The 25,736-nt window shown below is 59.0% G+C and carries 30 protein-coding genes and 2 pseudogenes; 27 read left to right on the top strand and 5 right to left on the bottom strand.

The annotated features are described in order from the left end of the window. Position 1 precedes the first annotated feature (1 nt). The 26 genes and pseudogenes from ACP7BN_RS26680 to ACP7BN_RS26555 all read left to right on the top strand — a co-directional run bounded on the left by ACP7BN_RS26680 (position 2) and on the right by ACP7BN_RS26555 (position 19,837). Positions 2-208: a phage head-tail joining protein gene (locus ACP7BN_RS26680; RefSeq protein ID WP_426206782.1), complete on the top strand. Its 207-nt coding sequence runs from the start codon at positions 2-4 to the stop codon at positions 206-208. After that, on the top strand, positions 208-1,689 hold the full coding sequence (locus ACP7BN_RS26675; protein ID WP_426206781.1) for a phage portal protein: 1,482 nt from the start codon (positions 208-210) through the stop codon (positions 1,687-1,689). Before ACP7BN_RS26680 ends, ACP7BN_RS26675 begins: the two co-directional genes overlap by 1 nt. Then, on the top strand, positions 1,686-2,840 hold the full coding sequence (locus tag ACP7BN_RS26670; protein ID WP_426206780.1) for a head maturation protease, ClpP-related: 1,155 nt from the start codon (positions 1,686-1,688) through the stop codon (positions 2,838-2,840). The genes ACP7BN_RS26675 and ACP7BN_RS26670 overlap by 4 nt, the downstream gene beginning before the upstream one ends. Continuing rightward, complete coding sequence (locus tag ACP7BN_RS26665; protein ID WP_426206779.1) at positions 2,837-3,181, top strand: head decoration protein; 345 nt, start codon at positions 2,837-2,839, stop codon at positions 3,179-3,181. The genes ACP7BN_RS26670 and ACP7BN_RS26665 overlap by 4 nt, the downstream gene beginning before the upstream one ends. Before the next feature lie 63 nt (positions 3,182-3,244). Continuing rightward, positions 3,245-4,240 carry a major capsid protein gene (locus tag ACP7BN_RS26660; RefSeq protein ID WP_426206778.1) on the top strand — a complete coding sequence of 332 codons (996 nt, stop codon included), beginning with the start codon at positions 3,245-3,247 and terminating at the stop codon, positions 4,238-4,240. Positions 4,241-4,242: 2 nt separating this feature from the next. Beyond that, a complete protein-coding gene (locus ACP7BN_RS26655) occupies positions 4,243-4,563 on the top strand; it encodes a head-tail joining protein (protein ID WP_426206777.1) in 321 nt (106 codons plus the stop codon). Then, positions 4,560-5,225, top strand: a complete 666-nt coding sequence (locus tag ACP7BN_RS26650; RefSeq protein WP_426206776.1) for a hypothetical protein — start codon at positions 4,560-4,562, stop codon at positions 5,223-5,225. The genes ACP7BN_RS26655 and ACP7BN_RS26650 overlap by 4 nt, the downstream gene beginning before the upstream one ends. Beyond that, complete coding sequence (locus tag ACP7BN_RS26645; protein WP_426206775.1) at positions 5,218-5,730, top strand: hypothetical protein; 513 nt, start codon at positions 5,218-5,220, stop codon at positions 5,728-5,730. Before ACP7BN_RS26650 ends, ACP7BN_RS26645 begins: the two co-directional genes overlap by 8 nt. Then, entirely contained in the window at positions 5,727-6,311 is a 585-nt protein-coding gene (locus ACP7BN_RS26640) for a phage baseplate assembly protein V (protein WP_426206774.1), read from the top strand. The genes ACP7BN_RS26645 and ACP7BN_RS26640 overlap by 4 nt, the downstream gene beginning before the upstream one ends. Before the next feature lie 55 nt (positions 6,312-6,366). Next, complete coding sequence (locus tag ACP7BN_RS26635; protein WP_426206773.1) at positions 6,367-6,618, top strand: hypothetical protein; 252 nt, start codon at positions 6,367-6,369, stop codon at positions 6,616-6,618. Between the two features lie 5 nt (positions 6,619-6,623). Next, on the top strand, positions 6,624-6,950 hold the full coding sequence (locus tag ACP7BN_RS26630) for a GPW/gp25 family protein (RefSeq protein WP_426206771.1): 327 nt from the start codon (positions 6,624-6,626) through the stop codon (positions 6,948-6,950). Beyond that, positions 6,947-7,828, top strand: coding sequence for a baseplate assembly protein (locus ACP7BN_RS26625; protein WP_426206770.1), 882 nt, complete (start codon positions 6,947-6,949; stop codon positions 7,826-7,828). The genes ACP7BN_RS26630 and ACP7BN_RS26625 overlap by 4 nt, the downstream gene beginning before the upstream one ends. Position 7,829: 1 nt before the next feature. Then, positions 7,830-8,441 carry a phage tail protein I gene (locus ACP7BN_RS26620; RefSeq protein ID WP_426206769.1) on the top strand — a complete coding sequence of 204 codons (612 nt, stop codon included), beginning with the start codon at positions 7,830-7,832 and terminating at the stop codon, positions 8,439-8,441. Then, positions 8,434-9,732 carry a phage tail protein gene (locus ACP7BN_RS26615; protein WP_426206768.1) on the top strand — a complete coding sequence of 433 codons (1,299 nt, stop codon included), beginning with the start codon at positions 8,434-8,436 and terminating at the stop codon, positions 9,730-9,732. The genes ACP7BN_RS26620 and ACP7BN_RS26615 overlap by 8 nt, the downstream gene beginning before the upstream one ends. Positions 9,733-9,739: 7 nt before the next feature. Beyond that, positions 9,740-10,174, top strand: coding sequence for a hypothetical protein (locus ACP7BN_RS26610; protein ID WP_426206767.1), 435 nt, complete (start codon positions 9,740-9,742; stop codon positions 10,172-10,174). 104 nt (positions 10,175-10,278) lie between these two features. Beyond that, complete coding sequence (locus tag ACP7BN_RS26605; RefSeq protein WP_426206766.1) at positions 10,279-11,445, top strand: phage tail sheath subtilisin-like domain-containing protein; 1,167 nt, start codon at positions 10,279-10,281, stop codon at positions 11,443-11,445. Positions 11,446-11,458: 13 nt separating this feature from the next. Beyond that, positions 11,459-11,962: a phage major tail tube protein gene (locus ACP7BN_RS26600; protein ID WP_426206765.1), complete on the top strand. Its 504-nt coding sequence runs from the start codon at positions 11,459-11,461 to the stop codon at positions 11,960-11,962. Positions 11,963-11,975: 13 nt separating this feature from the next. Continuing rightward, a pseudogene (locus ACP7BN_RS26595) lies at positions 11,976-12,266 on the top strand (phage tail assembly protein); the annotation flags it as partial. Between the two features lie 24 nt (positions 12,267-12,290). After that, on the top strand, positions 12,291-12,575 hold the full coding sequence (locus ACP7BN_RS26590; protein ID WP_426206810.1) for a phage tail assembly protein: 285 nt from the start codon (positions 12,291-12,293) through the stop codon (positions 12,573-12,575). Positions 12,576-12,725: 150 nt separating this feature from the next. Next, positions 12,726-15,569, top strand: coding sequence for a phage tail tape measure protein (locus ACP7BN_RS26585; RefSeq protein ID WP_426206763.1), 2,844 nt, complete (start codon positions 12,726-12,728; stop codon positions 15,567-15,569). 9 nt (positions 15,570-15,578) lie between these two features. Further along, positions 15,579-16,424 carry a phage tail protein gene (locus tag ACP7BN_RS26580; RefSeq protein ID WP_426206762.1) on the top strand — a complete coding sequence of 282 codons (846 nt, stop codon included), beginning with the start codon at positions 15,579-15,581 and terminating at the stop codon, positions 16,422-16,424. Then, positions 16,399-16,605, top strand: coding sequence for a tail protein X (locus ACP7BN_RS26575; protein ID WP_426206761.1), 207 nt, complete (start codon positions 16,399-16,401; stop codon positions 16,603-16,605). The genes ACP7BN_RS26580 and ACP7BN_RS26575 overlap by 26 nt, the downstream gene beginning before the upstream one ends. Positions 16,606-16,703: 98 nt before the next feature. Further along, positions 16,704-17,753, top strand: a complete 1,050-nt coding sequence (locus ACP7BN_RS26570; protein ID WP_426206759.1) for a phage late control D family protein — start codon at positions 16,704-16,706, stop codon at positions 17,751-17,753. 51 nt (positions 17,754-17,804) lie between these two features. After that, on the top strand, positions 17,805-18,368 hold the full coding sequence (locus ACP7BN_RS26565; RefSeq protein WP_426206757.1) for a glycoside hydrolase family 19 protein: 564 nt from the start codon (positions 17,805-17,807) through the stop codon (positions 18,366-18,368). After that, the gene (locus ACP7BN_RS26560; protein WP_426206756.1) at positions 18,350-18,892 is read left to right on the top strand and encodes a lysis protein; all 543 of its coding nucleotides are present in this window, start codon (positions 18,350-18,352) and stop codon (positions 18,890-18,892) included. Before ACP7BN_RS26565 ends, ACP7BN_RS26560 begins: the two co-directional genes overlap by 19 nt. 150 nt (positions 18,893-19,042) lie before the next feature. Continuing rightward, a complete protein-coding gene (locus ACP7BN_RS26555) occupies positions 19,043-19,837 on the top strand; it encodes a DNA adenine methylase (protein WP_426206754.1) in 795 nt (264 codons plus the stop codon). A 679-nt stretch (positions 19,838-20,516) separates the two neighbouring features. On the opposite strand, the pseudogene ACP7BN_RS26550 reads toward ACP7BN_RS26555, so the two are convergent. After that, positions 20,517-20,986: pseudogene (locus ACP7BN_RS26550) on the bottom strand (SOS response-associated peptidase family protein); the annotation flags it as partial. 188 nt (positions 20,987-21,174) lie between these two features. On the opposite strand from ACP7BN_RS26550, the gene ACP7BN_RS26545 reads away from it, so the two are divergent. Beyond that, on the top strand, positions 21,175-22,287 hold the full coding sequence (locus tag ACP7BN_RS26545; RefSeq protein ID WP_426206752.1) for an acyltransferase family protein: 1,113 nt from the start codon (positions 21,175-21,177) through the stop codon (positions 22,285-22,287). A gap of 364 nt (positions 22,288-22,651) precedes the next feature. Here ACP7BN_RS26545 and ACP7BN_RS26540 read toward each other — a convergent pair whose 3' ends face one another. From ACP7BN_RS26540 to ACP7BN_RS26525, 4 genes are all read right to left on the bottom strand, one after another. Next, entirely contained in the window at positions 22,652-23,008 is a 357-nt protein-coding gene (locus ACP7BN_RS26540; protein WP_426206751.1) for a DUF6572 domain-containing protein, read from the bottom strand. Positions 23,009-23,018: 10 nt separating this feature from the next. After that, positions 23,019-24,224 (bottom strand): S-type pyocin domain-containing protein, encoded by a 1,206-nt coding sequence (locus ACP7BN_RS26535; RefSeq protein ID WP_426206750.1) that lies wholly within the window; start codon positions 24,222-24,224, stop codon positions 23,019-23,021. Between the two features lie 315 nt (positions 24,225-24,539). After that, a complete protein-coding gene (locus tag ACP7BN_RS26530; protein ID WP_426206749.1) occupies positions 24,540-24,959 on the bottom strand; it encodes a hypothetical protein in 420 nt (139 codons plus the stop codon). Between the two features lie 595 nt (positions 24,960-25,554). Then, positions 25,555-25,736 (bottom strand): hypothetical protein (locus ACP7BN_RS26525; protein WP_426206748.1); only part of this gene is annotated, 182 nt, incomplete at its 5' end.

Genomic DNA, 25,736 nt, shown 5'->3' with positions numbered 1-25,736 from the left:
TATGTCATTTACCCAGAAGCACCTCGACGCGGTTGAGGCGGCCATTGCTCGCGGTGAGAAAACTGTGCGCTACACCGACCGTACCGTGGAATATCGCACGGTCGATGAGCTGCTCAGGGCGCGCGAGGAAATTCGCTCGTCGCTGGCCAGCGCCGCCGGGCCACGTTCGCGCGTGGTCCGGCTGTACCACGCAGGGAAGGGGGTCTGATGGCCCGACAGTTTCCAACGCTGACCCGTAACGGATTTGTCCTGCCGTCCAACATCAAGGCCAGTTACGAAGGCGCCGGAGAGGGACGCCGCTCCACTGGCTGGGATGCTCCCGACAACGGGATCAACAGCATCAATACCCCGGCACTGCGCAACCTGCGGTCGCGCTCCCGCGCAGCGGTTCGCAATGACCCGTATGCCTTCAACGTCATCGACAAGCGCGTCAGCAACCTGATCGGCACGGGCATCACTCCGAGGCCAACGACCGACGATGATGCCTTGCGCAAACTGCTGCAGGAGCTGTGGGGAGATTGGGTCGATGAGTCAGATGCGGATGACCGTACCGACTTCTACGGCCAGCAGGCGCTTGTGGCGCGCACAGTGGAAACCTCGGGCGAATGCTTCGTTCGGTTGCGTCCTCGCAGTCTGGATGAAGGATTGGCGGTTCCGCTGCAGCTACAGATCCTCGCACCGGAGTTCGTGCCGCACGACAAATTCGAGAGCGCCAAAAACGGCAATGTCATCCGTGCCGGCATCGAGTTCACCCCCGGCGGCAAGCGGGTGGCGTACCACATGTACCTGTCGCATCCGCGCGATGCGGCGTCGCTGAACGCCGGCTACAACCAACTGGTGCGCGTGCCAGCCGCACAGGTGCTGCACATCTTTGAACCGGTTGAGCCGGGTCAGTTGCGCGGTGTCCCGCGATTGTCGCCGGTGCTGAAGCGCCTGCGCAGTCTCGACAACTACGACGACGCGGTGCTGTTCCGCCAAGAGGTAGCCAACCTGTTTGCCGGTTTCATCAAGCGGCCGGCGCCGGAGTCGGGGCAGACGCCACGCGATCCAGTCACCGGCGCCTTGCTGGATCTGGACCGCGACGGCTTCACCCCGATGGTCGCGCTCGAACCCGGCACCATGCAGGAGCTTGGGGCTGGCGAGGAGGTTGAATTCTCTAAGCCGCCGGATGCGGGCAACAACTACCCAGACTTCATGCGGCAGCAATTGATGGCTGCAGCGGCCGGTAGTGGTACGCCTTACGAGATCCTCACCGGCGACATGCGCGGTATCAACGACCGAGCGCTGCGGGTGGTGCTCAACGAGTTTCGGCGCCGCCTGGAGCAACTGCAATTCAGCGTGTACGTGCATCAACTTTGCCGCCCAGTGCGGGCCGCGTGGATGGACATGGCGGTGCTGTCGGGTGTCCTGGTGCTGGACGATTACGCGCAGAAGCGCCGCCAGTACCTGCGTACCCGTTGGGTGCCACAAGGCTGGGCCTACATCCAGCCGGTTCAGGACGTGCAAGCACGGCGGATGGAAGTGCAAGCCGGCTTTGCCTCGCGTAGCGAGATGGTCCTGCGCACCGGCTATGACGCTGAAACGGTCGATCTGGAGAACGCCGCCGATCTGGCGCGCGCCACAGCATTGGGCCTCAACTACAACACCCTTGATGCCGTCGAAGACAACGACGACAAGGAGCAACCATGAGCAAAACCGCGAAACCGCGTATTTACAACCGTGCCGGCAAACGCGTCGAGGTACAGGACAAGACCTGGTACGCCGTTCATGCCAGCGGCGAGTCCACCGAGCGAGTGATCGAAGTGTTCGTCTACGGCGAGATCGGCGCGTGGGGCATCACCGCCAATCAGTTCGTGCAGGATCTGCGCGCCATGGATGATGGTGTGTCACCGGTGGTGGCCGCGTTCAACAGCATCGGCGGCGATCTGTTCGACGGGCTGGCCATGCACAACGCGCTGTCGCGGTTGGGCGAGCGCTGCACCGGCCGGATCGATGCGCTCGCAGCGAGCGCCGCCAGTGTCGCCGTGTGCGGTGCGCACCGCGTGGTGATCGCTTCCAACGCGATGTTGATGATCCACAACCCGTGGACCTACGCCGCCGGTGATGCGGAAGGCTTCCGCAAGATAGCCGACGTCCTCGACCAGACCATGGAAGCGATCATCGCGGCCTACAAGGCCAAGGCACCGAACATCGACGAGGTCGAGCTGCGGCGTTTGGTAGCGGCTGAAACCTGGCTGACCGCCAACGAAGCGGTGGCACTGGGGCTGGCCGATGAAGTCGGTGACGGCCTCAAGGTCAAGGCCTGTCTCGGTCAAGGCGCGGTGCTGCAACGATTCCAGAACGCACCGGCTGAATTGCTGGCCCAGCTCGACGAGCTACCTGAACCGGATCCCGAACTGGAACCTGTCGATCCGCCGCTGGTGCCGCCTGTAGTCGACTCGGCCAAGTTGGCATTGATGATTACTCAGCGCTGCACGGCGGCGGGCATCAGCAACCTGATCGAGCCGCTGCTCAAATCGACCCAGCTCGAAAGCGAAGAAATTGTTCTGGCGGGTCTGGCAAGCGCCAAGGCGGTGAACGACCTTTGCGTGGCTGCGCGACTGCCAGAATTCAGCGCCGAATATGTCGCGGCAGGTCTGGATGCGGCGGCGGTGCGGGCGCGTCTGTTCGACAAGATTGTCACCAGCGGCAAGGGCTTTGAAATCGACAACAGTCTGCCGCTGGCGGACGACCCGGCACCCAAGGTGCTGGCCAAACAACCTGATCCCAACTCGATTTGGGCTGCTCGCCAAGCGGCTCAAACTGGAACCGCGCGCGGCGCGAAAGGAGCACGAGCATGACCATCAAACAGGAACCGATGCACGCAGGTGAATTCCTGCTGTCCGAAGGCGCTGGCACGATCTCGCGCGAAGCGATCAATGTCGCGGCGGGTCCAGCATTGTGGCCGGGACAAATCCTCGGGCTGGTGACCGCCACCGGCGAATTCGCACCGTACGAACCGACTGCTGAAAACGGCACGGAAAACGCGGTCGCCATTCTCTACGGCCCGCTCGGCGAATCCGACGTGGTGCGTCGCGGTCGCGCCGTGGTGCGGTTGGCGGAGGTCAGTGAAGCGCATTTGACCGGCCTCGATCCGGCTGCCGAGAAAGCCTTGGCCACGCACTTTTTGATCGTCCGCTAAGACGTTTCCTTCTTTTATATGCATCCCGCCGCGTGCGGGATTTTTCGTTTCTGGAGAGTACCCATGGCCGATATCGCCATTTTTGACGACGAAGCATTTACCGTTACCTCGCTGACCGCTGCACTCAATGATCAACCGTATCTGCCAGGGCGCATCAGTGCCTTGGGCTTGTTCCGCGAGGAAGGCATTACCACCCTGACCGTGCAGATTGAAAAGGACGGTGACACCCTGGCACTGGTACCTGCCGGTGAACGCGGTGGTTCGGGCCTGGTGGTCGCGGCCAGCAAGCGCAATCTGATCCCGTTCAACACCGTGCACCTGCCGGAGCGCTTCACCATCAAGGCCGATGAAATCCAAGGCATCCGTGCCTTCGGCACTCGCACCGAACTGCAAGCGGTGCAGGACGTGGTCAATACCCGCCTAGCCAAAGCGCGCCGTCAGTTGGACGCCACGCACGAATTCCAGCGCATGGGCGCACTCAACGGCCTGATCCTCGACGCTGACGGTTCGACGGTGCTGCTGGATTTGTATGAGCGCTTCGGTGTGCAGCGTCAGAAGTTGTCCATGGGACTGGCTGATTCCGGTACCGAGCTGCGGGTCAAGTGCGGTGAAGCGCTGGACATGCAGGAGGATGCGCTGGGCAGCGTGACCAGCACCGGTTCTCGCGCCTTCTGCGGCAAGAATTTCTGGAACAAGCTGATCGTTCACAAGTCGGTCAAAGAGACCTACCTCAACAGTCAACAGGCGGCGGCACTGCGTGGTGATGCGCGCGAAAGTTTCGAGTTCGGCGGCATCATCTGGGAGCGCTACCGTGGCAAGGTCGCCGGCGTGTCTTTCGTCCACGACGATAAGGCGCTGCTGGTTCCTGAAGGCGTGCCCAATCTGTACAAGTCGGTGTTCGCGCCTGCCGACTACATGGAAACGGTCAACACTCAGGGCATTCCGTACTACAGCATGATTGAACCGCTGCCCTTCAACAAAGGCATGGCCGGTGAAGCCCAGTCCAACCCACTGCACCTGTGCACTCGACCGCGCGCCCAGATCCTGCTGGAACTCTGACCATGGGCTTTCGCGATCTGATTGCCGATGTCGACGCGGTGGTGTTCGAAACGCTGGGCGACACCGCACGGATCGAGGGTCGCGAGGAGCCAGTGTTCGGCATGTTCGCCGCGCCTTGGCTGCAACCCAAGTTCGGCAAGCTCAACACCGGGTTGCGCGAGCCGCGCTTCGAGATCCGCGTCAGCGATTCGCAAGGCCTGGAGCAGGGCTTGCTGGTCAGCGTTGACTTGCCTGTCTTGGATGGCGGCGGTGACTACGACTTGCTGCAGCTCGAACCGAGCGGCGACGGACTGGTCGCCCTGATTCTGAGGTTGCGCCCATGAGCGTCGGCAGCTATTTCAAACCCTCGGCCGGGGGCGGGATGATCTCTATCCAGTCCTCGGCCGCAGATTTTCAGGCGTTCCAGGACTTTGCCAAGGTGGTGCCGAAAGCGGCTGCTGCGGCGCATCGGCGCGCAATCAACAAGACGTTGGGCTGGTTGCGCACGCATATTGCCCGAGCCGTCAGCCGGTCAGAGCGCATTGCTGTTGCAGCGGTGCGTCAGCGGTTGCGCAGCTATCCGGTTTCCGGCGGTGCCGCGAGCGGCAAACTGTGGTTCGGGTTGAACGCCATCGAATCCAGCCGGATCGGCCGGGGGCGGCAGACCGGCAGCGGTGTGTCGGTGGCGGGGCGTCGTTACCAAGGGGCTTTCCTCAAGAAGGTCTACGGCAACAAGCCCGACATCTGGATCCGCACAGCCAGCAAGCATTTCAACGGGGACGACTACCCGGACAGCACGGTGTCCCCCGGTCGCGGGGCGAGTTCGGGCTGGGTCGCCGAACACGGCAGTCGTTTCCCGCTGGCCAAAGCCAAGGTGTCGCTGGAACAGGCCCGACCGCATTTCGACAGCTGGGTCAAAAAGGCAGATGAGCGTCTGCTGGAGATTCTCAAACAAGAACTCAACTTTGAGCTGCAGAAATACCTTAAGAGGATTGGCAATGTCTGAAGAACCGTTCAGCCTGGACCAGCTTTATCGGGCGGTAGAACAGCATCTGCGTGCCCACTTGCCTGGCGTGCAGGCCGTCACAGCCTGGCCAGACATCAAGGATCGCGTGTTGCTGCCAGCGGTGTTTCTGGAGGTGGCCGAGATCGAGCCGGGTACCGATATCGGCACCGGCGAAACCTCGCTGGTCTGCAAGTTCGAGGCTCGGATCATTGTTGACCCGATCAAGCCGCACCATCATCAACAGGCCGTGCAATTGGCGACCCAGTTGGCGGTGCTGCTGCGTGCGCAGACGTGGGGGTTGGCAGTTGAACCCGCCGAGTTTGTGCAATCGTTGCAGGACTGGACCCAGCCGCAACTGGATGGATACACCGTGTGGCTGGTGGAGTGGATTCAGCAAGTCTATCTCGGTGTCGAAGAATGGCCGTGGCCTGACGAACCACCGGGAACGTTGGTGTTTGACGTTGACCCGGGTGACGGTCCATTCCGGCCCGAGGATCTGCCATGAGTTACGCAAGCGCCCAGCATGACCGCATGATCGCGGGGGCGGTAAAGGCTTGCTACGTGGTCGCGGTGGATCTGTGCGCTTCGCCGCCGGTGTGTCGCGTGTCTGATGGTAGTGACTGGGTCAGCGCCTGGGTGCGTTGGCACAGCATTGCCGCCGGCAAGGCCAGGCACTGGCGGGCGCCTTCAATGGGGGAGCAGGGCAGCTTGATCAGTCCCAGTGGTGACGTGTCGCAAGGTACGTTTGTCCCGGGGCTGTACGGCAATGCCGGCCCGCCGCCGGACAACCGCGACCATGTCGAAGTCTGGCGCTTCGATGATGGCGGCTCGCTGGTCTACGACTGGCAGGCCAATTCCTACACCATCACATTGCCGAGCGGAACGGTGGCGATCAAGGTCGGCGGTACCGACGTGGTCGTGACGGATAGTGCGGTCACGGTGAAGTCGGGAACAATCGATCTTGAAGCGACCGTGAATATCAAAGGGCCGGTCAATATTGACGGCGCGTTATCCGTAACGGGCAACATCGACGGTGCCAAGAACATCATGGCCGTTGGCAACAGCGACAACCACCACAAGCACTAACCCATCATTCATCCGGCCCGCCGCGCGCGGGCTTATTTATGTCCGGAGAAAACCAATGGCCAAGATCAATGACCTGCCTGTCGACGAGCAATTGCCGTTGCAAAATCGCCAGCCCATTACCGCCCAACAGCGGACGCCTGATCTGCTGATGAAGTTTCGCGACAAGCTCTACACGTCGCGCACCCTGTGTATCCCCAACACTGAGCGCACGCTGGCGGTGGTCAAGTCGACCGTCGGAGTGTCGGCGTCCGATGAGCAGGCTGTCAGCTTCCTTAAATCCCATCCCGAACTTCAAGCCTTGGAGTGATTTAGATGATCGGAATGGATCGCCATACCGGCCTACCTATCTCCGGCATCGAGCATCTGCGGCAATCCATTGCCGACATCTTGAGCACGCCGCTGGGCAGTCGCCGTCACCGCATGGAGTACGGCAGCAAGCTGCGACGGTTTGTCGATTTGCCCGTTAACGAGGGCTGGAAAAGCGCCGTTCAGGCTGAGGTTGCCCACGCTCTGGGACGCTGGGAACCGCGTTTAAAGCTGGATCAAGTGCGTGTCATCTCCGTCATTGGCGGGCAAATCAATCTGCAAATCGTCGGGCGGTACATGGGCGACGGCGTCACGTTGGAGGTGGCCGCATGAGTATTGTGGATCTGTCGTCGTTACCGGCGCCGACCGTGTTGGAGCCTCTGGACTTCGAAGAGGTTTATCAGGACGGGCTTAGCGTGTTTCGCGGCTACATGGGCGGCAACTGGACGGCGGCGCTGGAAAGCGATCCAGTGACCAAACTGCTGGAGGTCGGGGCATACAACAAGGTCGGCAACCGCGCCCGGGTTAATGACGCCGGCAAGGCGCTCTTGCTGGCGCACGCCATTGGCAGTGACCTCGATCACTTAGGGGCCAACGTCAATCTGAAGCGCTTGGTCATTCAAGCCGAGGATCTGCTGGCGGTGCCACCGGTACCCAAGGTCATGGAAGACGACGACCCGTTTCGCGAGCGCATCCAGTTGGCCTATGAAGGCTTGACCACGGCCGGCCCGCGTAACAGCTACATCCTGCACGCGCGTAACGCCTCGGGGTTGGTGGCGGATGCCACGGCCGAAAGCCCGGCGCCTTGTTACGTTACGGTAACGGTGCTGGGGCTGGACGGCGAAGGTGTGGCGCCGCCGGAGCTGCTGGCGACGGTGGCCGCTGCGTTGAATGACGATGACGTTCGCCCGGTCGCTGATCGGGTGACCGTGCAGAGCGCGCAGGTGATCCGCTACGAGATTGACGCCATCTTGCATATGGCCGGTGCCGGCCCGGAAGCGGACGCCAGTTTGGCCGAAGCGAAAAGCCGATTGGCCGGCTGGATCAATCCACGCAAGCGGCTCGGCGTCGAGGTCGCACGTTCCGCTGTTGACGCCCAGTTGCACGTTGCCGGTGTTGCCCGGGTTGAGTTGGTCAGGTGGCAGGACTTGGCCCCGACCAAGGCTCAGGCGGCGTTCTGTACACGCTACAACGTGAGGCTGGCGGGCTGACATGAAAAGTCTACTGCCGCTCAATAGCACGCAATTGGAACGGGCCATGGAGGCCGCGTTTTTCGACAAGACGATTGTTCCGCTGCGCGACCTGTACAACGCCGATACCTGTCCGGTGCATTTGCTGCCGCATCTGGCGTGGGCGTGGTCAGTAGATCGCTGGGATTACCGGTGGACGGAGGCGACGAAGCGCGCAGCAATCAAGGCGTCGTATTACATTCATGCCCACAAGGGAACCATCGGCGCTCTGCGCCGTGTGGTCGAGCCCCTGGGCTACCTGATCGAGATTATCGAGTGGTTCAACACCATGCCAATGGGCGTGCCGGGCACCTTCGCGCTGAGGGTCGGCGTTCTCGACACCGGCATCACCGAGGAAATGTATCAGGAGCTTGAACGCCTGATCGACGACGCCAAGCCTGTCACCCGACATCTGACGGGCTTGGACATTGTTCTTGAAACCCGCGTCGACGCATATGTGGGTGTCGCTGTATACGACGGCGATGAGTTAGACGTTTACCCCTGGAGCAGCCCGGATATTGAAGTGCTCGTTCAGGAAATTACCGGCGTGAGCCATTACATTCTCGACGAAATGGATGTGTATCCCCATGGTTGATAAAAACACGGTTTTCGGCGGCATGCTAACCGCGCTCGGTGCCGCCAAGAAAACCAACTGTGACGCGCTAGGCATTGCCTGGGAGCCGCGATTTATGTTGATCGGAGATGCCGGTGGCGGTGAGCCGGCTCCCGACCCTTCGCAAACAAAGCTGATCAATCAGGTCTATCGGGCTCAGCTAAATCAGCTTTACGTGTCACCAGCGGATGACAAGGTATTAATCGCCGAACTGGTATTGCCGCCTGATATTGGTGGCTGGTGGATTCGAGAGTTGGCGCTGGAAGATAAAGACGGCGTTTTTTCGGCGGTGGCCAGCACGGCTCCCAGTTATAAGCCTTTGCTGACGCAAGGCTCTGGGCGTAATCAGGTGGTGCGGATGCACATCATCACGAGTGGCACGGCCAATATTCAATTAAAGATCGATCCCAGTGTTGTCCTGGCCACGCGGGATTACGTAGATCGCCTCACGATGCGGGCCAGCCAAGAAGAGGCTCAAACGGGCATCGAAAACAGCAAGATCATGACCCCGTTGCGTGTGTTCCAGGCGATTGCCAAAGTAGTGGGCCAAGCGACGGAATCAGTCCTTGGCTGGGCGAAAGTGGCGACACAGGCACAGGTTGCCACCGGCTCGGATGACACGGTTTTCTTGACGCCTAAGAAATTGCGGGCCGCTCAGGCGACCAAAGGAGATGCTGAGCAAGGCACTGACGACACAAAGATCATGACGCCATTAAGGGTTTTTCAAGCGGCCGCACAGACCAAGCGTATGGCCATGATCAGCGCTAATGGAAGTTGGGTGTGCCCGCCTGGAGTGATAGAGATCCTGGTGGATGCTAGTGCCGGTGGTGCTGGTGGCTCGGGTGCGAATGGTACGACTAATGCTGGGCAAGGTGGCGGTGGTGGTGGCTGTATTCGCAATGCTTATTACGCTGTGAGTCCGGGCCAAGTGTATGTCGCGATCATTGGCAAGGGGGGGGCGGGTGGTGCTTTAAATGGTGATGGCAGTAACGGCGGTGTGACCAGCCTAGGTGCACTGTTTTCGCTTGCTGGCGGTGGTGCTGGCTCTAAAAACGGATCGGGTTTTGGGGCTGCTGGAGGGTGGGGCGCTCAGCCGGGAGGTGATGCCTTTGCGCTGGGTGGGGCAGGAGGCTCTACTTTGTTCGGGGTGGGTGGAAAGTCCCGCTTGTCCTCTGGCGTGCCCGGCACCGGTGCCGGCGCTGGAGGGTCGGGAGGAGCACCGGGCTACCCCGGCGCCCCAGGTTCGGATGGCTTTATTTTAATCAGGTGGTGACCCAGCAATGAAGACGCAGAAAGGGCATGTGTATGCCCATATACAAAATTCGAGAGTGTCTTGGGTTTTTACCCAAGTGGATCTGCCTGAGTTCAATGAAAATGACATCGAGGTCGTTGACATCACGTCGCTGATACCTACCCCGCAAGTTGGCTGGGGCTTTGATGCGGGTGCGTTTTCTCCTCCAGCGGGCCTCTCATCAGACGAGCAGGCGGCTAATGAGCGGCTATGGCGTGACGGGCAGTTATCGGATAGCCAATGGCTGACGGCGCGACATAGAGATGAGGTGGATTTGGGTACTCCGCCGACGTTGACCTCTGCGCAGTTTTCCGAGGTGCTGATGTATCGCAAGGAGTTGCGCGATTGGCCACAAGGCGCAGAGTTTCCCCTAGCGGATCACCGACCAGTTGCGCCGCCATGGATGACCGGCCAGCTTCAATAAACGCCCCGCACTGACGGGGCGTTTTCTTTTCCGTTACGCGTAACACGAACACCCCTCACAGCCTCGCTTATGCGGGGCTTTTTCGTTTCTGGAGATTGGACTCTATGGCTTTCTTTCACGGCGTCACGACCACGTCGGTCGACACCGGCGCGCGCACTATCTCGCTGCCGTCGTCGTCGATCATCGGCCTGTGCGACACCTTCACCCCGGGCGCTCTTGGTGGCGGTACGGCCAAGGCCGGCGAACTGAAATTGATCACCACCGAGCGCGAAGCCATTGCCGCGTTCGGCGCTGACTCGGCGATCACCAAGGCCTGTCAGGCGATTTACGTCAAAGCCAAGGCGGTGATCGTTGCCATCGGCGTGCCCAAGCTGGAAGACGCGGCGCTGCAAACCTCGTCGATCATCGGCGGCGTTCTGGCCTCGGGTCAGCGTACCGGCTTGCAGGCACTGCTTGACGGCAAAAGCCTGTTCAACGCGCAGCCGCGGCTGTTGATCGCGCCGGGCCACACGGCCACTCAGGCGGTGGCGACCGCGCTCGATAGCCTGGCGCAGAAGTTGCGCGCCATCGGCATCATCGACGGCCCGGGTACGACTGATGAGGCCGCCATGGCCTACGCCGAGAACTTCGGCAGTCGCAACCTGTTCATGGTCGACCCGGGCGTCAAGTATTGGGACACCGTCACCAGCTCGACGATCGACGCGCCCGGCTCGGCTTGGGCGGCTGGCCTGTTTGCGTGGACGGATGCTGAGTATGGTTTCTGGGCCTCGCCGTCGAACAAGGAGCTGACCGGCATCACCGGCACCGGCCGCGCGGTCGAGTACCTGGACGGCGACGAGACTTGCCGGGCCAACCTGCTCAACAACGCCAATATCACCACGATCATTCGCGATGACGGTTATCGCCTGTGGGGCAACCGCACGCTGTCGAGCGATCCGAAGTGGGCCTTTGTTACTCGCGTTCGCACGCTGTTCATCCTCATGGACGCGGTGCAGGCCGGGCACAAATGGGCGGTCGACCGCTCGATCACCAAGACCTACGTGACCGATGTCACCAACGGTCTCGATGCGTTCATGCGCGACCTGAAAGCCCAGGGCGCAATCATCAACTTTGAAGTGTTCCCCGACACCGAGCTGAACACGGCCAGCCAGGTCGCCCAAGGCAAAGTGTATTGGCGTATCCGTTTCACCGATGTGCCGCCGGCAGAAAACCCGAATTTCCTTTTCGAAGTCACCGAACAATGGATGACCGAAGTGCTTGAAGCAGCCTAAGGGGGCGTAGCAAATGATTCCTCAGACTTTGTACAACACCAACCTGTTCGTCGACGGCGTGAATTTCACCGGCGACGTGCCGAGCATGACGCTGCCCAAGCTGACCACCAAGACCGACGAATATCGCGGCGGCGGCATGGCCGGCCCCATCGAGATGGATCAGGGGCTGGAAAAAATGGAAGCGTCCTTTGTCACCAAAGGCGTGCGTCGCGAGTCGCTGAAGTACTTCGGTCTTGCCGACGGTACGGCGTTCAACGCAACGTTCCGTGGCGCTTTCAGGGGGCACAAGGGGGCGGTGACCGCAGTAGTCGCCACCCTGCGCGGTCGCCTCAAAGAGGTCGATCTCGGTGACTGGAAAGCCGGGGATGCAGCCGAGATCAAGCACGCCGTTGCGGTCACTTACTACAAGCTCGAAATCGACGGGCGCCTGATGTACGAGATCGACATGGTCGCCGGCATTCAGGTGATCGACGGCAAGGACCAACTGCTCGACGTGCGCAACGCACTCGGCCTGTAAGGAATAGATCCAGATGACTCAAGCAATCGCTAAAAACATTCCGGCCTGGCTGTCGCTGAGCGCGCTCAATGCCGTCGTGACCCTGACCCGTCCCAGTCAAGCAAACAGCGTCGACGTTGAGACGTTGACTCTGCGTGCCCCGACCGTGCGTGAGGTGCGCGCGGCGGATCGCGCCGCCAACGGTGACGACGAACAGCGCGAGCTGATGATGTTCGCCGGCTTGGCCGAAGTCGGGCTGAAGGATCTGGAAGGCCTCAAGATGACCGACTATCGCCGCGTGCAGGCGGCGTATACGCACCTGGTGCCGAAAACCGATTATTTGGACTCGATGCCGGCATGGTTATCGCTGACGACCGATCAGGTGGTGGTGATGTTCTCGTGTCCGAGCGAAATCAACGGCGTGACGGTCGACAAGCTGACCTTGCGTTCGCCGACCGTGGGCGACGTGCGCGCGGCCAGCCGTGAAGTCAGTGGCGACGATGAACAGCGCGAACTGGTGTTGTTTGCGGCGCTGTCCGGTGCGTCGGTGGCGGATCTGGAGGGGCTGAAGCTGGTGGATTTTAACCGCTTGCAGGCCGGCTATTTTCGCATGGACAACGACGACGGGCTTTAACCCCAGCGTGATCAAGGCGGCGGCGAAACGTCTGGCGGCGGAAACCGGATTCTCCGCCGCTGAAATCCAGTCGATGCCGTTTGCGGAAATGGTGTGGTGGCTCACGGATTGAGCCGCTTTGGGTAGTGCTGGGCACATGGGGGCCATCACATGGCAAACAAACTCGCCCTCGGGCTGGTGATCGGCGGCGCCGTCAGTTCGACGGTCGGCGCCGCGTTCAAGGATGTGACCGGGCGCATCAAGCGCCTCGAGGCAGAAGGCAACAAAGCGCGCGTGCTGCAGCGCACGATTGGCGACACGATCCGCCTGCGCGAAGAATGGAAGAAGGCGCACGACACCGGCGCCGCCGGCGCGTCGAAATTACTCGGCCGATTGAACTCGAACCTCGACAGCTTGAAAAAACAGGGGATCGAAGTCGGTCGGCTGGAAAAGGCCTATCGCTCCATGGGGCAGACGGCCAGCAAGGCCGAATTCAAGGCCAAGGGACATCAGCAAATCGAGGCCGGCAAGTCCGGCATGAAGGGCGCTGTCGGCGCTGCGGTGGTGGGTGTCGGTGCCCTGGCAGTGCCGACCAAGGTCAGCGCGGATTTTGGCGCCATCGTGCGCGACATCGCGATCAAGGCCGGCATTGCCAACAAGCCGCAAGAACAGGAGATGTCGCGCAAGATCATCGACACCTCGCGCGATACGGGCATGGCGCGCAACGACGTGGCCGACGTGGTCAACCAGTTGGTCGGCGGTGGCATGGAGCTGAGCAAAGCGCTGGAGTACGCGCCGGTCGCGGCCAAGTTTGCCGTGGGGCAGGGATCCAGTGGTGTCGACACGGCGAAGATGATCGGTGCCCTGGGGCAGAACGCCAAGATCACCGACCCTAAACAGATGCAGCAGGCACTGGAGGCAATCGCCTACCAAGGGCAGGCGGGCAGTTTTGAAGCGGCCGACATGGCCAAGTGGTTCCCCGAGTTGCTGGCGGAAATGGGCAAGAATGGGATCACCGGCATGGATGCGGTGACTCAACTGGGCGCCATGCTGCAAGTGCAAATGAAACAGGCCGGCAGTTCGGATGAAGCGGCCAACAACCTGAAAAACTGGATGGGCAAAATCGGCTCGACCGACACGGTCAAGGCCTACGGAAAAGCCGGCATTGACTATGAAGGCTCAATGCAGACTGGTTTGCAGAACGGTATGTCCACCCTGGAAACCAGCATGGAGCTGGCTCAGAAGTACATTAAAGCCACCGATCCGAAGCGGGCGGCGGCCATGGCCGAAGCCACCTCAAAAATCAGCAAGGAAGCCGATCCAGAAAAGGCCAAGGCCATGATGGCCTCTCTGCAGGAATCTCTGCGCACCGGCGACCTTTTCGCTGACATGCAGGTCAAGGCCGCGCTGTCGGCCTACATGCAGAACAAGGCGCTGTACAGCCAACTCAAAAACGATTCGAGGGATGCAACCGGGATCCTCGATAAAAACCTCGCCGAGCGCCGCGAGTCGTCGTCGCAAAAGTGGGCTGAAATGGCCCAGTCGATGGATGACGCCATGCGCAGCGTGGGGGATGCGCTGCGTCCGGTAACGGACACCGTGGCCGAGACGCTGACCAAACTCACCAAGGGCATCACATCGCTGTCTGACAGCTCGCCCGGAGTGGTGACGGGTATCGTCGGCGTCGGTGCCGGACTGGTCGCGCTCAAAGGGATTGTCAGCTCGTTCAAGATTGGCAAAGGCTTGTTCAATCTGGCGCGCGGATCTTTGGGTAAGGGCAAGGCTGGCGAGGTGCAAAAGGTCTTTGTCACCAATGCCAAAGACGGCGACGGTGATGGTGATGACAAGGATGCCGAACCCAAGGGCAAGGCGGGTAAAGCGCTGTCGCTGGTTGAAACCGGCCTCAAGGCTGTCGCCGCGTTCAAGGGCACGCCGGTGGATGGCGATGCTGACGCCGAGGAGGGCGACGACAAGGCGCCCGGGAAATTCGATCTGGTGAGCACTGGCCTCAAAGTCGTTTCGCTGGCCAAGGAAGCAGTCTCGGGCGGCGATGATGAGGGTGAGGCGGGCGGCGATGACGATGGGGTCAAGAAGGTTTTCGTCGTCAACGCCAACGCCATGGGCGGCGCGGGTGGCGCGGGTGGCGCAGATGCCCCGGGCGAGACTCGTCGACGTGGGCGTGGCTCGCGGCGCAGTGCTTCGCGGCGCCGGCCCTTGCCTCGGCCCGGGTCGCCGCGACCACCGGTTCCTGTGCCACGTCCACCTGTTCCGGTACCACGTCCGCCCGTTCCCGTACCGCGACCGCCAATTCCTCCGGTGCCACCACTTCCGGCCGGGGCGATGTCCAAGCTGACAGGGGTGGTGCAGGTTGTCGGCAAGGTCGGCAAAGTCGCCAAGGGGATCCCTGGCGCCTCGGTGATGGAAGCCGGCGCCATGGCGTTCGACACCTTCGAAAATGCCAAGACCAAGGACGAAAAGGCCGAAGGCTACGGCGCGGCCGCCGGCAATCTGGCCGGAACCATGGCGGGTGCAGCGGCCGGCGCGGCCATCGGTTCGGTGGTGCCGGTGATCGGCACGGTTGTCGGCGGTTTGATTGGTGCCTATCTCGGCAGTCAGGGCGGCACGGTGCTTGGCGGTTCCCTGGGTAAAGCGCTGTTCGGTGGCGAGGATGAAAAGCCCGAGGAAATCGCAAAGGCGCCGGTGCCGACCACGCCGCTCATGATGGCGTCAGCGGCGCAGCAAGGCCCGGTGCTGGGGGATGTCGCGCGCTCGATGGCGGTGGCGGCGCCGCTCAAGTCGGCGGCGCTGGCCATTCAACCAAAGGAGCCGGAAAAGCCGGTGCCAGCCAAGGTGGATCAGCAGTTTCAGTACTCGCTGAATATGCCGGTCACGGTGCAGGGTGATGTCAAAGACCCGCAGGTCTTGGCGCAACAGATGATGCCGCACATGCAGCGCATGATGGCAGACGCGGCAAAACAGAACGCCTCGAAACTCTACGACGAACCCCATGTGTAAGGAGGCTATATGGCTTACATGGAGAGCATGCAATCGAGCCTCAAGTATCTGGTAGAAGCGGCGGAAACCGGGCGTCGTAATGCGGATGGCATGTTGACCCCGGTCAACGGCGCGATCCGCGAACTGACCGGCGCCGCGTCCGAGCTGGAGAACATCCCGTTTGTCGGGCCGGCCATTGGCGCCAAGCTTCAGCGGGTAATGCGCGGCGTCGACGCGGCTCAGGCCAAGGTCGGTCAGGTGGTGGCGGTGTACGGCCGCGCTACCCGGGCGGCGGCCGAAGTACAGGAGCGACTGGGCACGTTGAAGGAACAGGCGGGCAAGGCAGCCACGGCGATCAACAACGTCGCCGGCAAGGTCAGTCCGTCGCTGGCCAATATCGTGCCCACCAGTTCCTTTGCCGTGGATGCCACGCCGGCGCCGGAGGCGGTAAAACCGTTCCCGCACCTGATGATCATTCAGCCGCGCGATCCGAAGATTGAGCCGTACTACTTCAACCTGGACACGGCGGCTTTCGACGAGCTGAGTCGCTCGACCGAATTCCGCTGGGCTTCGCAAGAGCGGCTGACGCGCCGGCCGGCGAAGCAAGCCATCGGCATGGGTGATGAAAAACTGACGCTCAAGGGCACGATCTACCCGGACTTCAAGGGCGGCTTGAAGCAGCTCGACACCCTGCGCTCCATCGGGGCCAGGCTGCAGCCGCTAACCCTGACCACGGGGTATGGCGAGGTGATCGGAACGTGGTGCCTGAAAAACATCAACGAGGAACAGTCCGCGCTGCTGCACGGCGGGATTCCCCGTAAACAGGGTTTCACTTTGGAGTTTGAGCGCTATGGCGACGACATGCAGGACGTCTGATGGCGACATGCTCGATGTCATTTGCAACAACGCTTACGGCCATCTGAACGGCAGCGTCGAGGCCGTGCTCGATGCCAATCAGGGGTTGGCTGATGAACCTCAGCCGTTCCGGTTGGGCGTGATCATCATCCTGCCGGATCTGCCCAGCCCGACCAGTGAGGGCGTCAGCTTGTGGGATTGACCCCGGGCGATGCCTTCGCCGGCGCGCCGTTGCGTTACGCGTAACGACACAACGTCTTTCTGACCCGCCTTGAGCGGGTTTTTTATTGGAAAAAATCCATGACCCCGATGTTTCGAATCGTCGCCGATGGGGCTGATGTCACGGCCAAGATCAATGATCGGCTGTTGTTGCTGCGTACCTCTGATAAGCCGGGCATGGAGTCCGACGAGTTTGAGTTACGCATTGATGACCGCGATGGCCAAGTTCAATTGCCACGGCGTGGCAGCTCTATTGAGGTCTATCTGGGATATGCCGAAACGTCTTTGACGCGCATGGGCCGTTACACGGTGGACACGGTCGAAGTGTCCGGCCCGCCGGATAGCATCGTGATCAAGGGCAAGGCCAGCGACATGCGCGGCAGTGGCAAGACCATCCGCAGTGGAAGCTGGGAAGGCGTGCCGCTGTCAAAGATCGTGGCCGACATCGCCGCGCGCAATGGTTGGGAGGCGGTGTGTCCGGTGTCGACCAAAGTCGCCCGCGTCGACCAGCTCAACGAGTCCGATTTTAATTTCATCACCCGGCTGGCCAAGCAGTACGACTGCACGGCCAAGGTGGCCGACGGCAAACTGTTGGTGATGCCACGCCAAGGTGGCCAGACCGCAAGCGGCAAGGCGTTCGGCGCGATCACGCTGACCCGCCGCGACCTCAGTCGCTGGCAATTCAGTCTCGGGGATCGCAACTCACACAAGGCGGTTTCGACCAAGCATCAGAACAAGAAGGACGGCAAGCTGGCGGTGGTCACCGTCGACAACGACGACGCTCCGGACGGTCTGCCGGCGGTGCATACCGACCGGCATATCTACCCGAACAAGACCGCCGCCGAAGCGGCCGCCAAGGCGCGGCTGTCAGCGTTCAACCGCTCGACCGCCGACGTGCGGTTTGAGATGGACGGGCGGACGGACATCTTCGCCGAGCGGCCGATTCTCGCCCAGGGCTTCAAGGTCGGGCTTGATGGTGAGTATCTGGCGGACTCGGTCGAGCAGGTGTTCACCCAGTCCGGCTGGTCCACCACGGTCGAATGCAACGCCGGCAAAGCTGGTAAATCCAAGGGCAAGAAAAAGAAAGAGGCTAAGCCACCGCTCAAGGTGGTGAACATCGAGAAGCAATAGCCGCATCCCATCGCCGCCTGAGTGCGGCTTTTTTATGTCTGGAGTTTGTATATGTCCATCACTGAACAACAGCTACAAAGCATCATGCCCAACGCCCGCCGCCAAGCGGGCGTTTTTGTATCCGCGCTGAACGCGGCCATGGCCCATCGGAAGATCAACACCCCGAAACGCCAAGCGGCGTTCCTGGCGCAAGTCGGTCACGAGTCGGGTCAACTGCAGTACGTGCGGGAACTGGGCGGCGATCAGTACCTGAGCAAATACGACACTGGCAATCTGGCCGCAAGACTGGGCAACACCCCGGCAGCGGATGGCGATGGACAACGCTATCGCGGTCGCGGCCTGATTCAGGTTACCGGCCACGACAATTACCTGCGCTGCAGCTTGGCGCTGTTTGGTGACGAGCGATTGCTGCGCACCCCTGAGCTGCTGGAGCTGCCGCAGTGGGCCGCCGAGTCCGCCGCGTGGTTCTGGTCGGTGCATGGGCTGAACGCGCTGGCAGATCAAAACGAATTCAACGCGATCACCCGAAAGATCAACGGCGGTCTGAATGGCCTGCAGGATCGGCTGGAGCTGTGGGAGCGGGCGAGGGCAGTGTTATGTGTCTCGGCGAACTGATTCCGGTGCCTTATCGGTTGCTGACCAAAGGTTTGCTGCTGGCCACGTTGGCCGGTGGCACTGCAGCAATTACCTGGCAAGTGCAGGACTGGCGTTATGGCGGTCAGCTCGCCGAACAGGGTCGCCTGCACACCGAAACCCTCAACCAGATATCCCTCGCATCGGCGGCGCAGCAGCGCGCCGATCAGGACAAACGCCTCGCGCTCGAGCAGCGCCTGGCCACCAGCGAACAAACCCATTACCGAGCCTTGAGCGATGTCCAACGTGATCAAGGTCGCCTGCGCGACCGCCTTGCCACTGCTGATCTGCGCCTGTCAGTCCTACTCGACGCCACCACCGGCGCCGGCTACGGATCGGTGTCAGCCACCACCGCCACCGGCGGCGTGGTTCATGGCCCCACAAGAGCCGAACTTGACCCAGCGCATGCTCAACGAATTATCGGCGTCACCGATGACGGCGACCGGGGGCTGATTGCCCTCGCTGCCTGTCAGGCATACGCCAAAGAAGTCTCAACCCCGAAGTGAAAAAGAGCGGCTGGTCCGGATGCGTCAACATCCGGACCAGCCGCCGTCCCTGCAGAATGTCCCTGCAAGTCCAGCCAAGGCTCTTGCTCCGTGCACAAAGCGCGGCGAGCCTAGCACCTGTTTATCCATACAGTAAAGGTCTTGCTATTTATGTCTACACCCATCATCCCTTGGATGGGCGGCAAACGCCGCTTGGCCGACCGCCTCATTCCGCTTTTTCCGCCACACGAATGCTATGTTGAAGTCTTTGCCGGCGGTGCCGCGCTCTACTTCATGAAGCCCCAACCGTCACCGGTCGAAGTCCTCAACGACATCAACGGCGACCTGGTCACGCTTTACCGCGTCGTGCAGAACCACCTCGAAGAATTCGTGCGCCAGTTCAAATGGGCGCTCAGTTCGCGACAGGTGTTCGAATGGCAGAAAATGACCCGCCCCGAAACCCTCACAGACATCCAGCGCGCCGCCCGATTCTTCTACCTGCAGCACCACGCCTTTGCCGGCAAGGTCTCCGGTCAGACGTTCGGCACGGCGACCACCACACCGGCCATCAACCTGCTACGCATCGAGGAAAACCTCTCGGCCGCGTGGCAGCGCCTGTCCGGCAGCTACGTCGAAAACCTCCCCTGGCTTGAATGCGCTGAACGCTACGACCGTGCCCACACCTTCCACTACATGGACCCGCCTTACTGGCAGACCGCCGGCTATGGCGTGGACTTTCCGTTCGAGAACTACGAGCTGATGGCCGACTTCATGCGCCGCTGCAAAGGCAAGGTGATGGTAAGCATCAACGATCACCCGGATATCCGCCGCGTGTTTGAAGGCTTCCACTTCGAAACCTTGGACATCCGTTACACCACCACCAACCAGCGGCAGGGGAGGGCTGAAGTCAGTGGCGAGCTGGTAATCATGAATTGGGAGCCAGCAGCGTTGGGCGGATTGTTCTGATCACCAAGGGGCATACCCAGGACACCCGATGCCCCACAGCTGCAACAGCTCGGTGAGTTTGATAAGAAACTCGACAGTCGCCATCAGAAGAATCAGCACATTCATTTTTTATTCTCGCAAAGAAACATGCCGCGCTTATTGGCGCGGTAGCGGAAAGGAAGTAGGTCGATCTGTTTTTAAACTAGTTGTTTATTGCGGTATTCGTCAATGGTTGATCGAAATTAATTGCGTCTGCTGCCGCAATCCCCCTCGGGGAAATTATAGTAGGGCTGAGTGTGTATGTGCCCGCATCACCTACTTTGTCCTAGGGCTAAGGGTGTATATGGCGGCAGGGGACTAGGGTGATGGGTGTATATGGGGGGCGATATCTGAGCGCTTGATGCTACTGTTTTGCAACTCTAAATATTTAAAGGATATCGAAATGATATTGATTTAATGGTGGGTTGGCGAATTAACGAATTAACGAATTAACGAATTAACGAATTAACGAATTGGCGAATTGGCGAATTAGCGAATTAGCGAATTAGCGAATTAGCGAATTAACGAGTTAACGAATTAACGAATTAACGAATTAACGAGTTAACGAATTAACGAATTAACGAATTAACGAAATAACGAATTAACGAAATAACGAAGCACTTTGTTAAAGCCTCCAGAAGTAAAAATCTTCTCTTGGGTGCTAGTCCTCTTTAGGCATTATCAGGTCCCTCCCTTGATTGCGTACATTGCCGATGGATCGGTCGACCTTGAACCATTCAAAGGCCTCTGTGGGTTCGCCTTGTTGTAACACCATCAGCTTGGCGCGGTCCTTGGGCGTAGCCGGGTCTAACCATTCCCGAGCCAATTCTGGCGAAAGCGTCACTGGACGTCGGTCGTGAATATCTACCATCCCACCAACACTGTCCGCGGTGATAATCACGAAGCCGTCATGCTCGGTGGGTTCTCGCCCGGCGCTTGGGTATTGTCCAATTGCAGCGCACAGAATGGGCGCACGGTCCCGATGACGGATCAAATACGGCTGCTTTTTAGGTCCGCCTTCATCCACCCGTTCGAAACAGTTGTTGATCGCGACGATAGCTCGATGCGGCCAGATGCGCGAAAGAACGGGCCGTGCGCGACCTTCTCTACACGAGCATTGATTGGGGCTGCAAGCTCCAGCAGTTCGGCATCGTTCTGTTCTCCTCGAACTACGCAATAGTGCTACGTCATTGATGGTACGGTTGAGCGCCTCGGGGCGTGCTTCAACGTCGACCTCGAGGATGGATGAAACTGCAAACCTTCGATGCACCAGTGTAAGATGCGCCGCTAAATCAAGGCGGAGAAGGACGGCGCCACTCATGAAAAATAGAAATTTTGGCCTCGACTTCGTGCGAATGTGCGCGATTTTGTTCGTTCTTGCTGATCACTACATGACATTCGCTGTTGAAAAAATGCCGCCGATTTTTTATGTGCTCGGCGATTCCGGCGTTACAATTTTCTTTGCGCTTTCTGGTTTTTTGATTGGCGGGATTATTCTCCGGGACTTCGAAAACGGATTTTCATGGAAGGTGGCGCGCAATTTCTATGTCCGGCGCTGGATGCGTACGGTGCCGCTTTACTGGACGTTTTTCCTGGTATCGATGTTCGTGACTTTCTGGGGCTTCACGCTCGATCACAATTTTTCTGTAAAGTGCCTCGCATATCTTGCATTTCTGCAAAACCTCGCATGGCCGATGCCGGACTGGTTTCAAGAGAGTTGGTCGCTGGCTGTCGAGGAGTGGTTTTACCTGTTGTTTCCAATTCTCTTTGCCGCCCTTCCCGGGATACGTCCACGCACTCGAGTACTTCTGATCTCAATAGCTCTAACAGTCGTACCGCTCGCTCTGCGCATCTTCGCATACGATCCGTCAGTCGATTTTGACTCGAATGTTCGTCGCGTCGTCGTGATGCGTCTCGATGCTATAGCGTACGGAATTTTCGCGGCATGGGCCGTTCAAAAATTTGATCTTCGGAAATACTCCGGTGCAATTGGTGCGGTCGGTTTTGCGAGCGCCACACTGGCGATGTTGATGATGCTCGGAGAAATATACCCGGGCGATTTTTTCATGCGCACAATTGAATACAGCTTAATGTCAGCATCATTTGCTGCAATAGTAGTGTGGTTTTCATATCAATCGTTTCCGCGAATTGGCTTAGTTCAGTGGATCAGCACGCGAAGCTATGCTCTGTATCTGTGCAATAGCGCGGTATATAAATTGATGATGCATTATGACGTGTTCGCGCGAACGCAGGCTGTCTCGCTTTACGTCTTCGTTATCTGCTGTGCATTGTTAGCGGAAGCGGCGCACCGACTGATCGAACAGCCACTCATGCGCCGCCGCCCGGTTGAACTGCACTCAGTGATACCGCACGGCGTTGATCATATCGATGCAGGTCATCGTGCTGGCGCAGAAGCTCGTGTTGCGGTCTGAATAGATCGTCGTCGAACCATATACGTTTTGAATTAAAAACGGCGTCGTAACGATCTACGCTTCCCCGTAGTGAAGTTAGAAATTAGGCTTGTCATCTGAGCGCGCGCGTGGCAGCACGGCCGGGCGGGGAGAGTGGGCAGGGTGATCATTAAATGTGTTTTAGGGCAAATTCAGGGCAGATCAGAGGCCGCAGTAGGCCGCAAAGCACCAAATCACCGGGCCTGGATGCTCATTTTATGGCCTGAAGCGGTCTCTATTCATCCTAAGGGGTTAGAATCCCTATCTATATCCAGGTCGTAACAGCGACCGGCCCCATACTCAGCAGCATCCAGAGAGCGGGGTTCGGAATTGGCTATATTACTGATCACATGTTACGAATGTCTTCATTCGCATCAAGCACGAACTCAAAACCAATACCCACTTCCTTTAGTGTCTGTGCAACGCGGTCTACGAAGAACTCCGCTTGTTCTGGTAGTTCGTACAGACCGTTAATGCGGATGATGGGAAGCTTGCCCTTGGATGGTGGGTAGCTCTCCAATATCTCGCCACTTTCGATGAAGGCAATGTAGGTATTGATTTTCTCTTGCAGCAACAACAGGTGTTCGCCCTGTTGGGCCTTGTCGCCCCATATGAGGTGGTCGCTGATAACCAGAATTACGTTTTTGGGTTCCCACTCTGGTACGGCAATAATATCGACGACTTTCGATTCTACAATGGACATGTCTGCTCCCTCAGAGGGGTGAATCAGGTCGAAGGATTTCGATCCTGGTAGGAGGTATCTTGGTGCCACCTGGGAAGCCGGGCTTGCCTTTGCCGACTATGGTTGCACCAGTTTTCTCAATTTCAGGGAAGGCAGCTTTCTGATTCTTGGTCAGTGGTGCGGTTTCAGATGCCTTGCATTCAATGCATGAAATCTCTCCGTCAGTGTCCCGGCCCATCATATCAATTCGAGTCTTAACACCACTGTCGGTTTTAACCGTAACCTCGCGGACGGCTTCGGGTCTGGTCTCGCTGTACTTATCGTAAGACGTGTCTTCGAAGGCCTTGCCCTGTTTTTTGTTGTTCTCCAACTGTGTGCTGAGCACAATGTAGATTGGCTCAATCCCCGAGTCAGGGAACCAGATGATTGCATCTTGGAACTCGGGAGGATGTGCAGGGTTTGCCAGCACCGTGTCAGATTGTGCGGTCGGCGGATACACCCAAACGGGCGGCAACTGTGGGGCGCCTTCCAGTGCAGGAATACCCAGTACACCGTCACCGCTTGCAGCTGGCGACCAGGTGAGGCCAATCCCGTTGCCGATGTCAGCAACATAAGTCTCGCCGACTTTCTCGCCCCTGATGACCGGAACGTTTTCCCATTCCGACTTACCACCGGTGTAGAAGCCGTAAGCGTTGACGGAGCCGTCCGGCAATGTCTTTACGTTGACGCGTACACGTGTGCGACCCGCTTCAAGCGTCGCGTATTGATCGTTGGTGTAGAAGGCACTGTCGGGCGAAATGCTGGTGTTCGGTATCAGCATCCCAACGATGCCCGTTGCTAAGCCAGCAGTAATAACACCTGATCCTTTCAGCAGGCCCAGTGATAGCGATCCACCAAGACGTTGAGCAATTGCACTGCCAGTAGCCGACCCGCCTACCAGTTGCAGTGGGGTGCCTTGGGTGGTAATTGCGGCCCCGGTGGCCAGCACTGCCCACAGTCCGTAGTCGGCCAGTTTCTCAACGGGTACAAACCCGGCAGGGTTCTTATGATTGATTACACCGTCAGGGAGGTTACAGCTCTTGGCGAATACACAGCCCATGGTATCGGGCTTGGCTTCTGGTTTTGATGGAAGATCTTTGTATTCCGCCCAGCGCAGGGCGTAGGTATCAACGGGCTCGCCACCGCTGTTGGTAATAGTCGCGTTCCGCAAAGCTGGTTTTGGTACATAACCGGACATGCCGCTTCCTTTCGTCCTTGAGGATCCCCGCCCTGAGGTAGGGGCGGAATGACGTTACCGGGAAGCTCACGCACTGGCTGTAGGGCAATTCCTGTAAGCAGTGTTGATTTCCCTTTTCCATGTCATTGCAGGGGAAGGATGGTAACCGCACTAGCATGAGGGTTTGAATGGTGGCCTTTTGCGCATTCCCTGCCATCGTTAGGAGAGTTAGTATCGTGGGCTGGACTTAGGACCGTACCGCGCTGGAAAAGTGTAAGCCATGCGGTGACTACCGAGATGGATAGGGCAACAACTGAGACGGCTAATGCTATCGGATCATTCATGCGACACTTTTCCTTCTCGGACCTTCGACTGAGCCTGGCCCAAAAGAAGCGCGGTTATTTCCTCACGACTTACCTTTGAGTCACCACGCATGGCGAGTACAAGACTGATTAGGCATTCTCCCCCTCGATCTGTTGTTGCGACTGCACCTGCTTGCTCAAACTCGCACAACGCATTGATGACCTCAGCGGAGCCGTGGATCACAATTTTGCATTTTGCTAATGCAGCATCGGCTAGGACTTTTCGCCGATCTTCCTGCGTTACTGAACGGGCAACTGCTGAAAGGTACTCCGCGTAGGCCTCTGTCCGAAGCGTGTTTCTTCGCTTGCTACGTTCACTCACAATGCCGAAGCTGAACGCCATTACTGCTGCACAGACAGCGACCAAAAGAGGTATCCAAACACTCCACGGCATAACGGACTCCCAACGAAGGCCTGACGGTCCTCGGCCATGGCGTACACGCCAGGGCTTTCGTGGCTCGCATCTTCCTTTCGAAAAAAACCAAGCATAGCAGCGGAAGAGCGGAAGAGGTGAAGAGGTTTGGGGCAAAATTAGGGCAGATTCAAGGCCGCCTTAGACCGCAAGGTGCCATGAGCAAAGCGCGAAAGCGCCGTATTATCCGGCCTTAAGCGGTATGGAGGGACGCAAGAAGGGGTTCGAATCCCTATCTCTCCGCCATTATTGAATAAGACTAAGCCCCCGTAATCGTTACTGATTACGGGGGCTTTTTCGTTCTTGGTGTTTTGTTTGGAGGCTGCGTATCAGAAGGCTGGGGCGGGCACGCTTCTATATAGTATCGGGCGATCATTCGGCGCTGGTCGCAACTTTTGCGCCACGAAGCTTCGTAGTGCTTTTCTCCTTTCTTATAAGTAGAAGGGAAGGTGGGGCGCCAACTCAGGGGGTTTTGACCTTTGTGACAGAAATATGAAAATAGCGGTTGACGGCAGATTCTGGAAGTCTATAATTCGCCCCACTTCCGGCGCAGTCGAAACGGAAAACTCCTTGAGATTCAATGAGTTGCGTAGGTTTCGGCAGTGCAGGGCTTCAGTTCGTCGAAGTTGGGAAGTAGCTGAAAAGAGGTGTTGACAGCAGCGTGTAACGCTGTAGAATTCGCCTCCCGCTGACGAGAGATCGGAAGCGCAAGTGGTTGAAGTTGTTGAAGAATTCTTCGAAAACTTCTGAAAATAATCA

It is taken from the genome of Pseudomonas sp. TWP3-1, from assembly GCF_049896625.1.
Classification (GTDB): domain Bacteria; phylum Pseudomonadota; class Gammaproteobacteria; order Pseudomonadales; family Pseudomonadaceae; genus Aquipseudomonas.
Note: the sequence above shows the minus strand (reverse complement) of the source record. Positions and strands in the feature narration are given on the sequence as shown.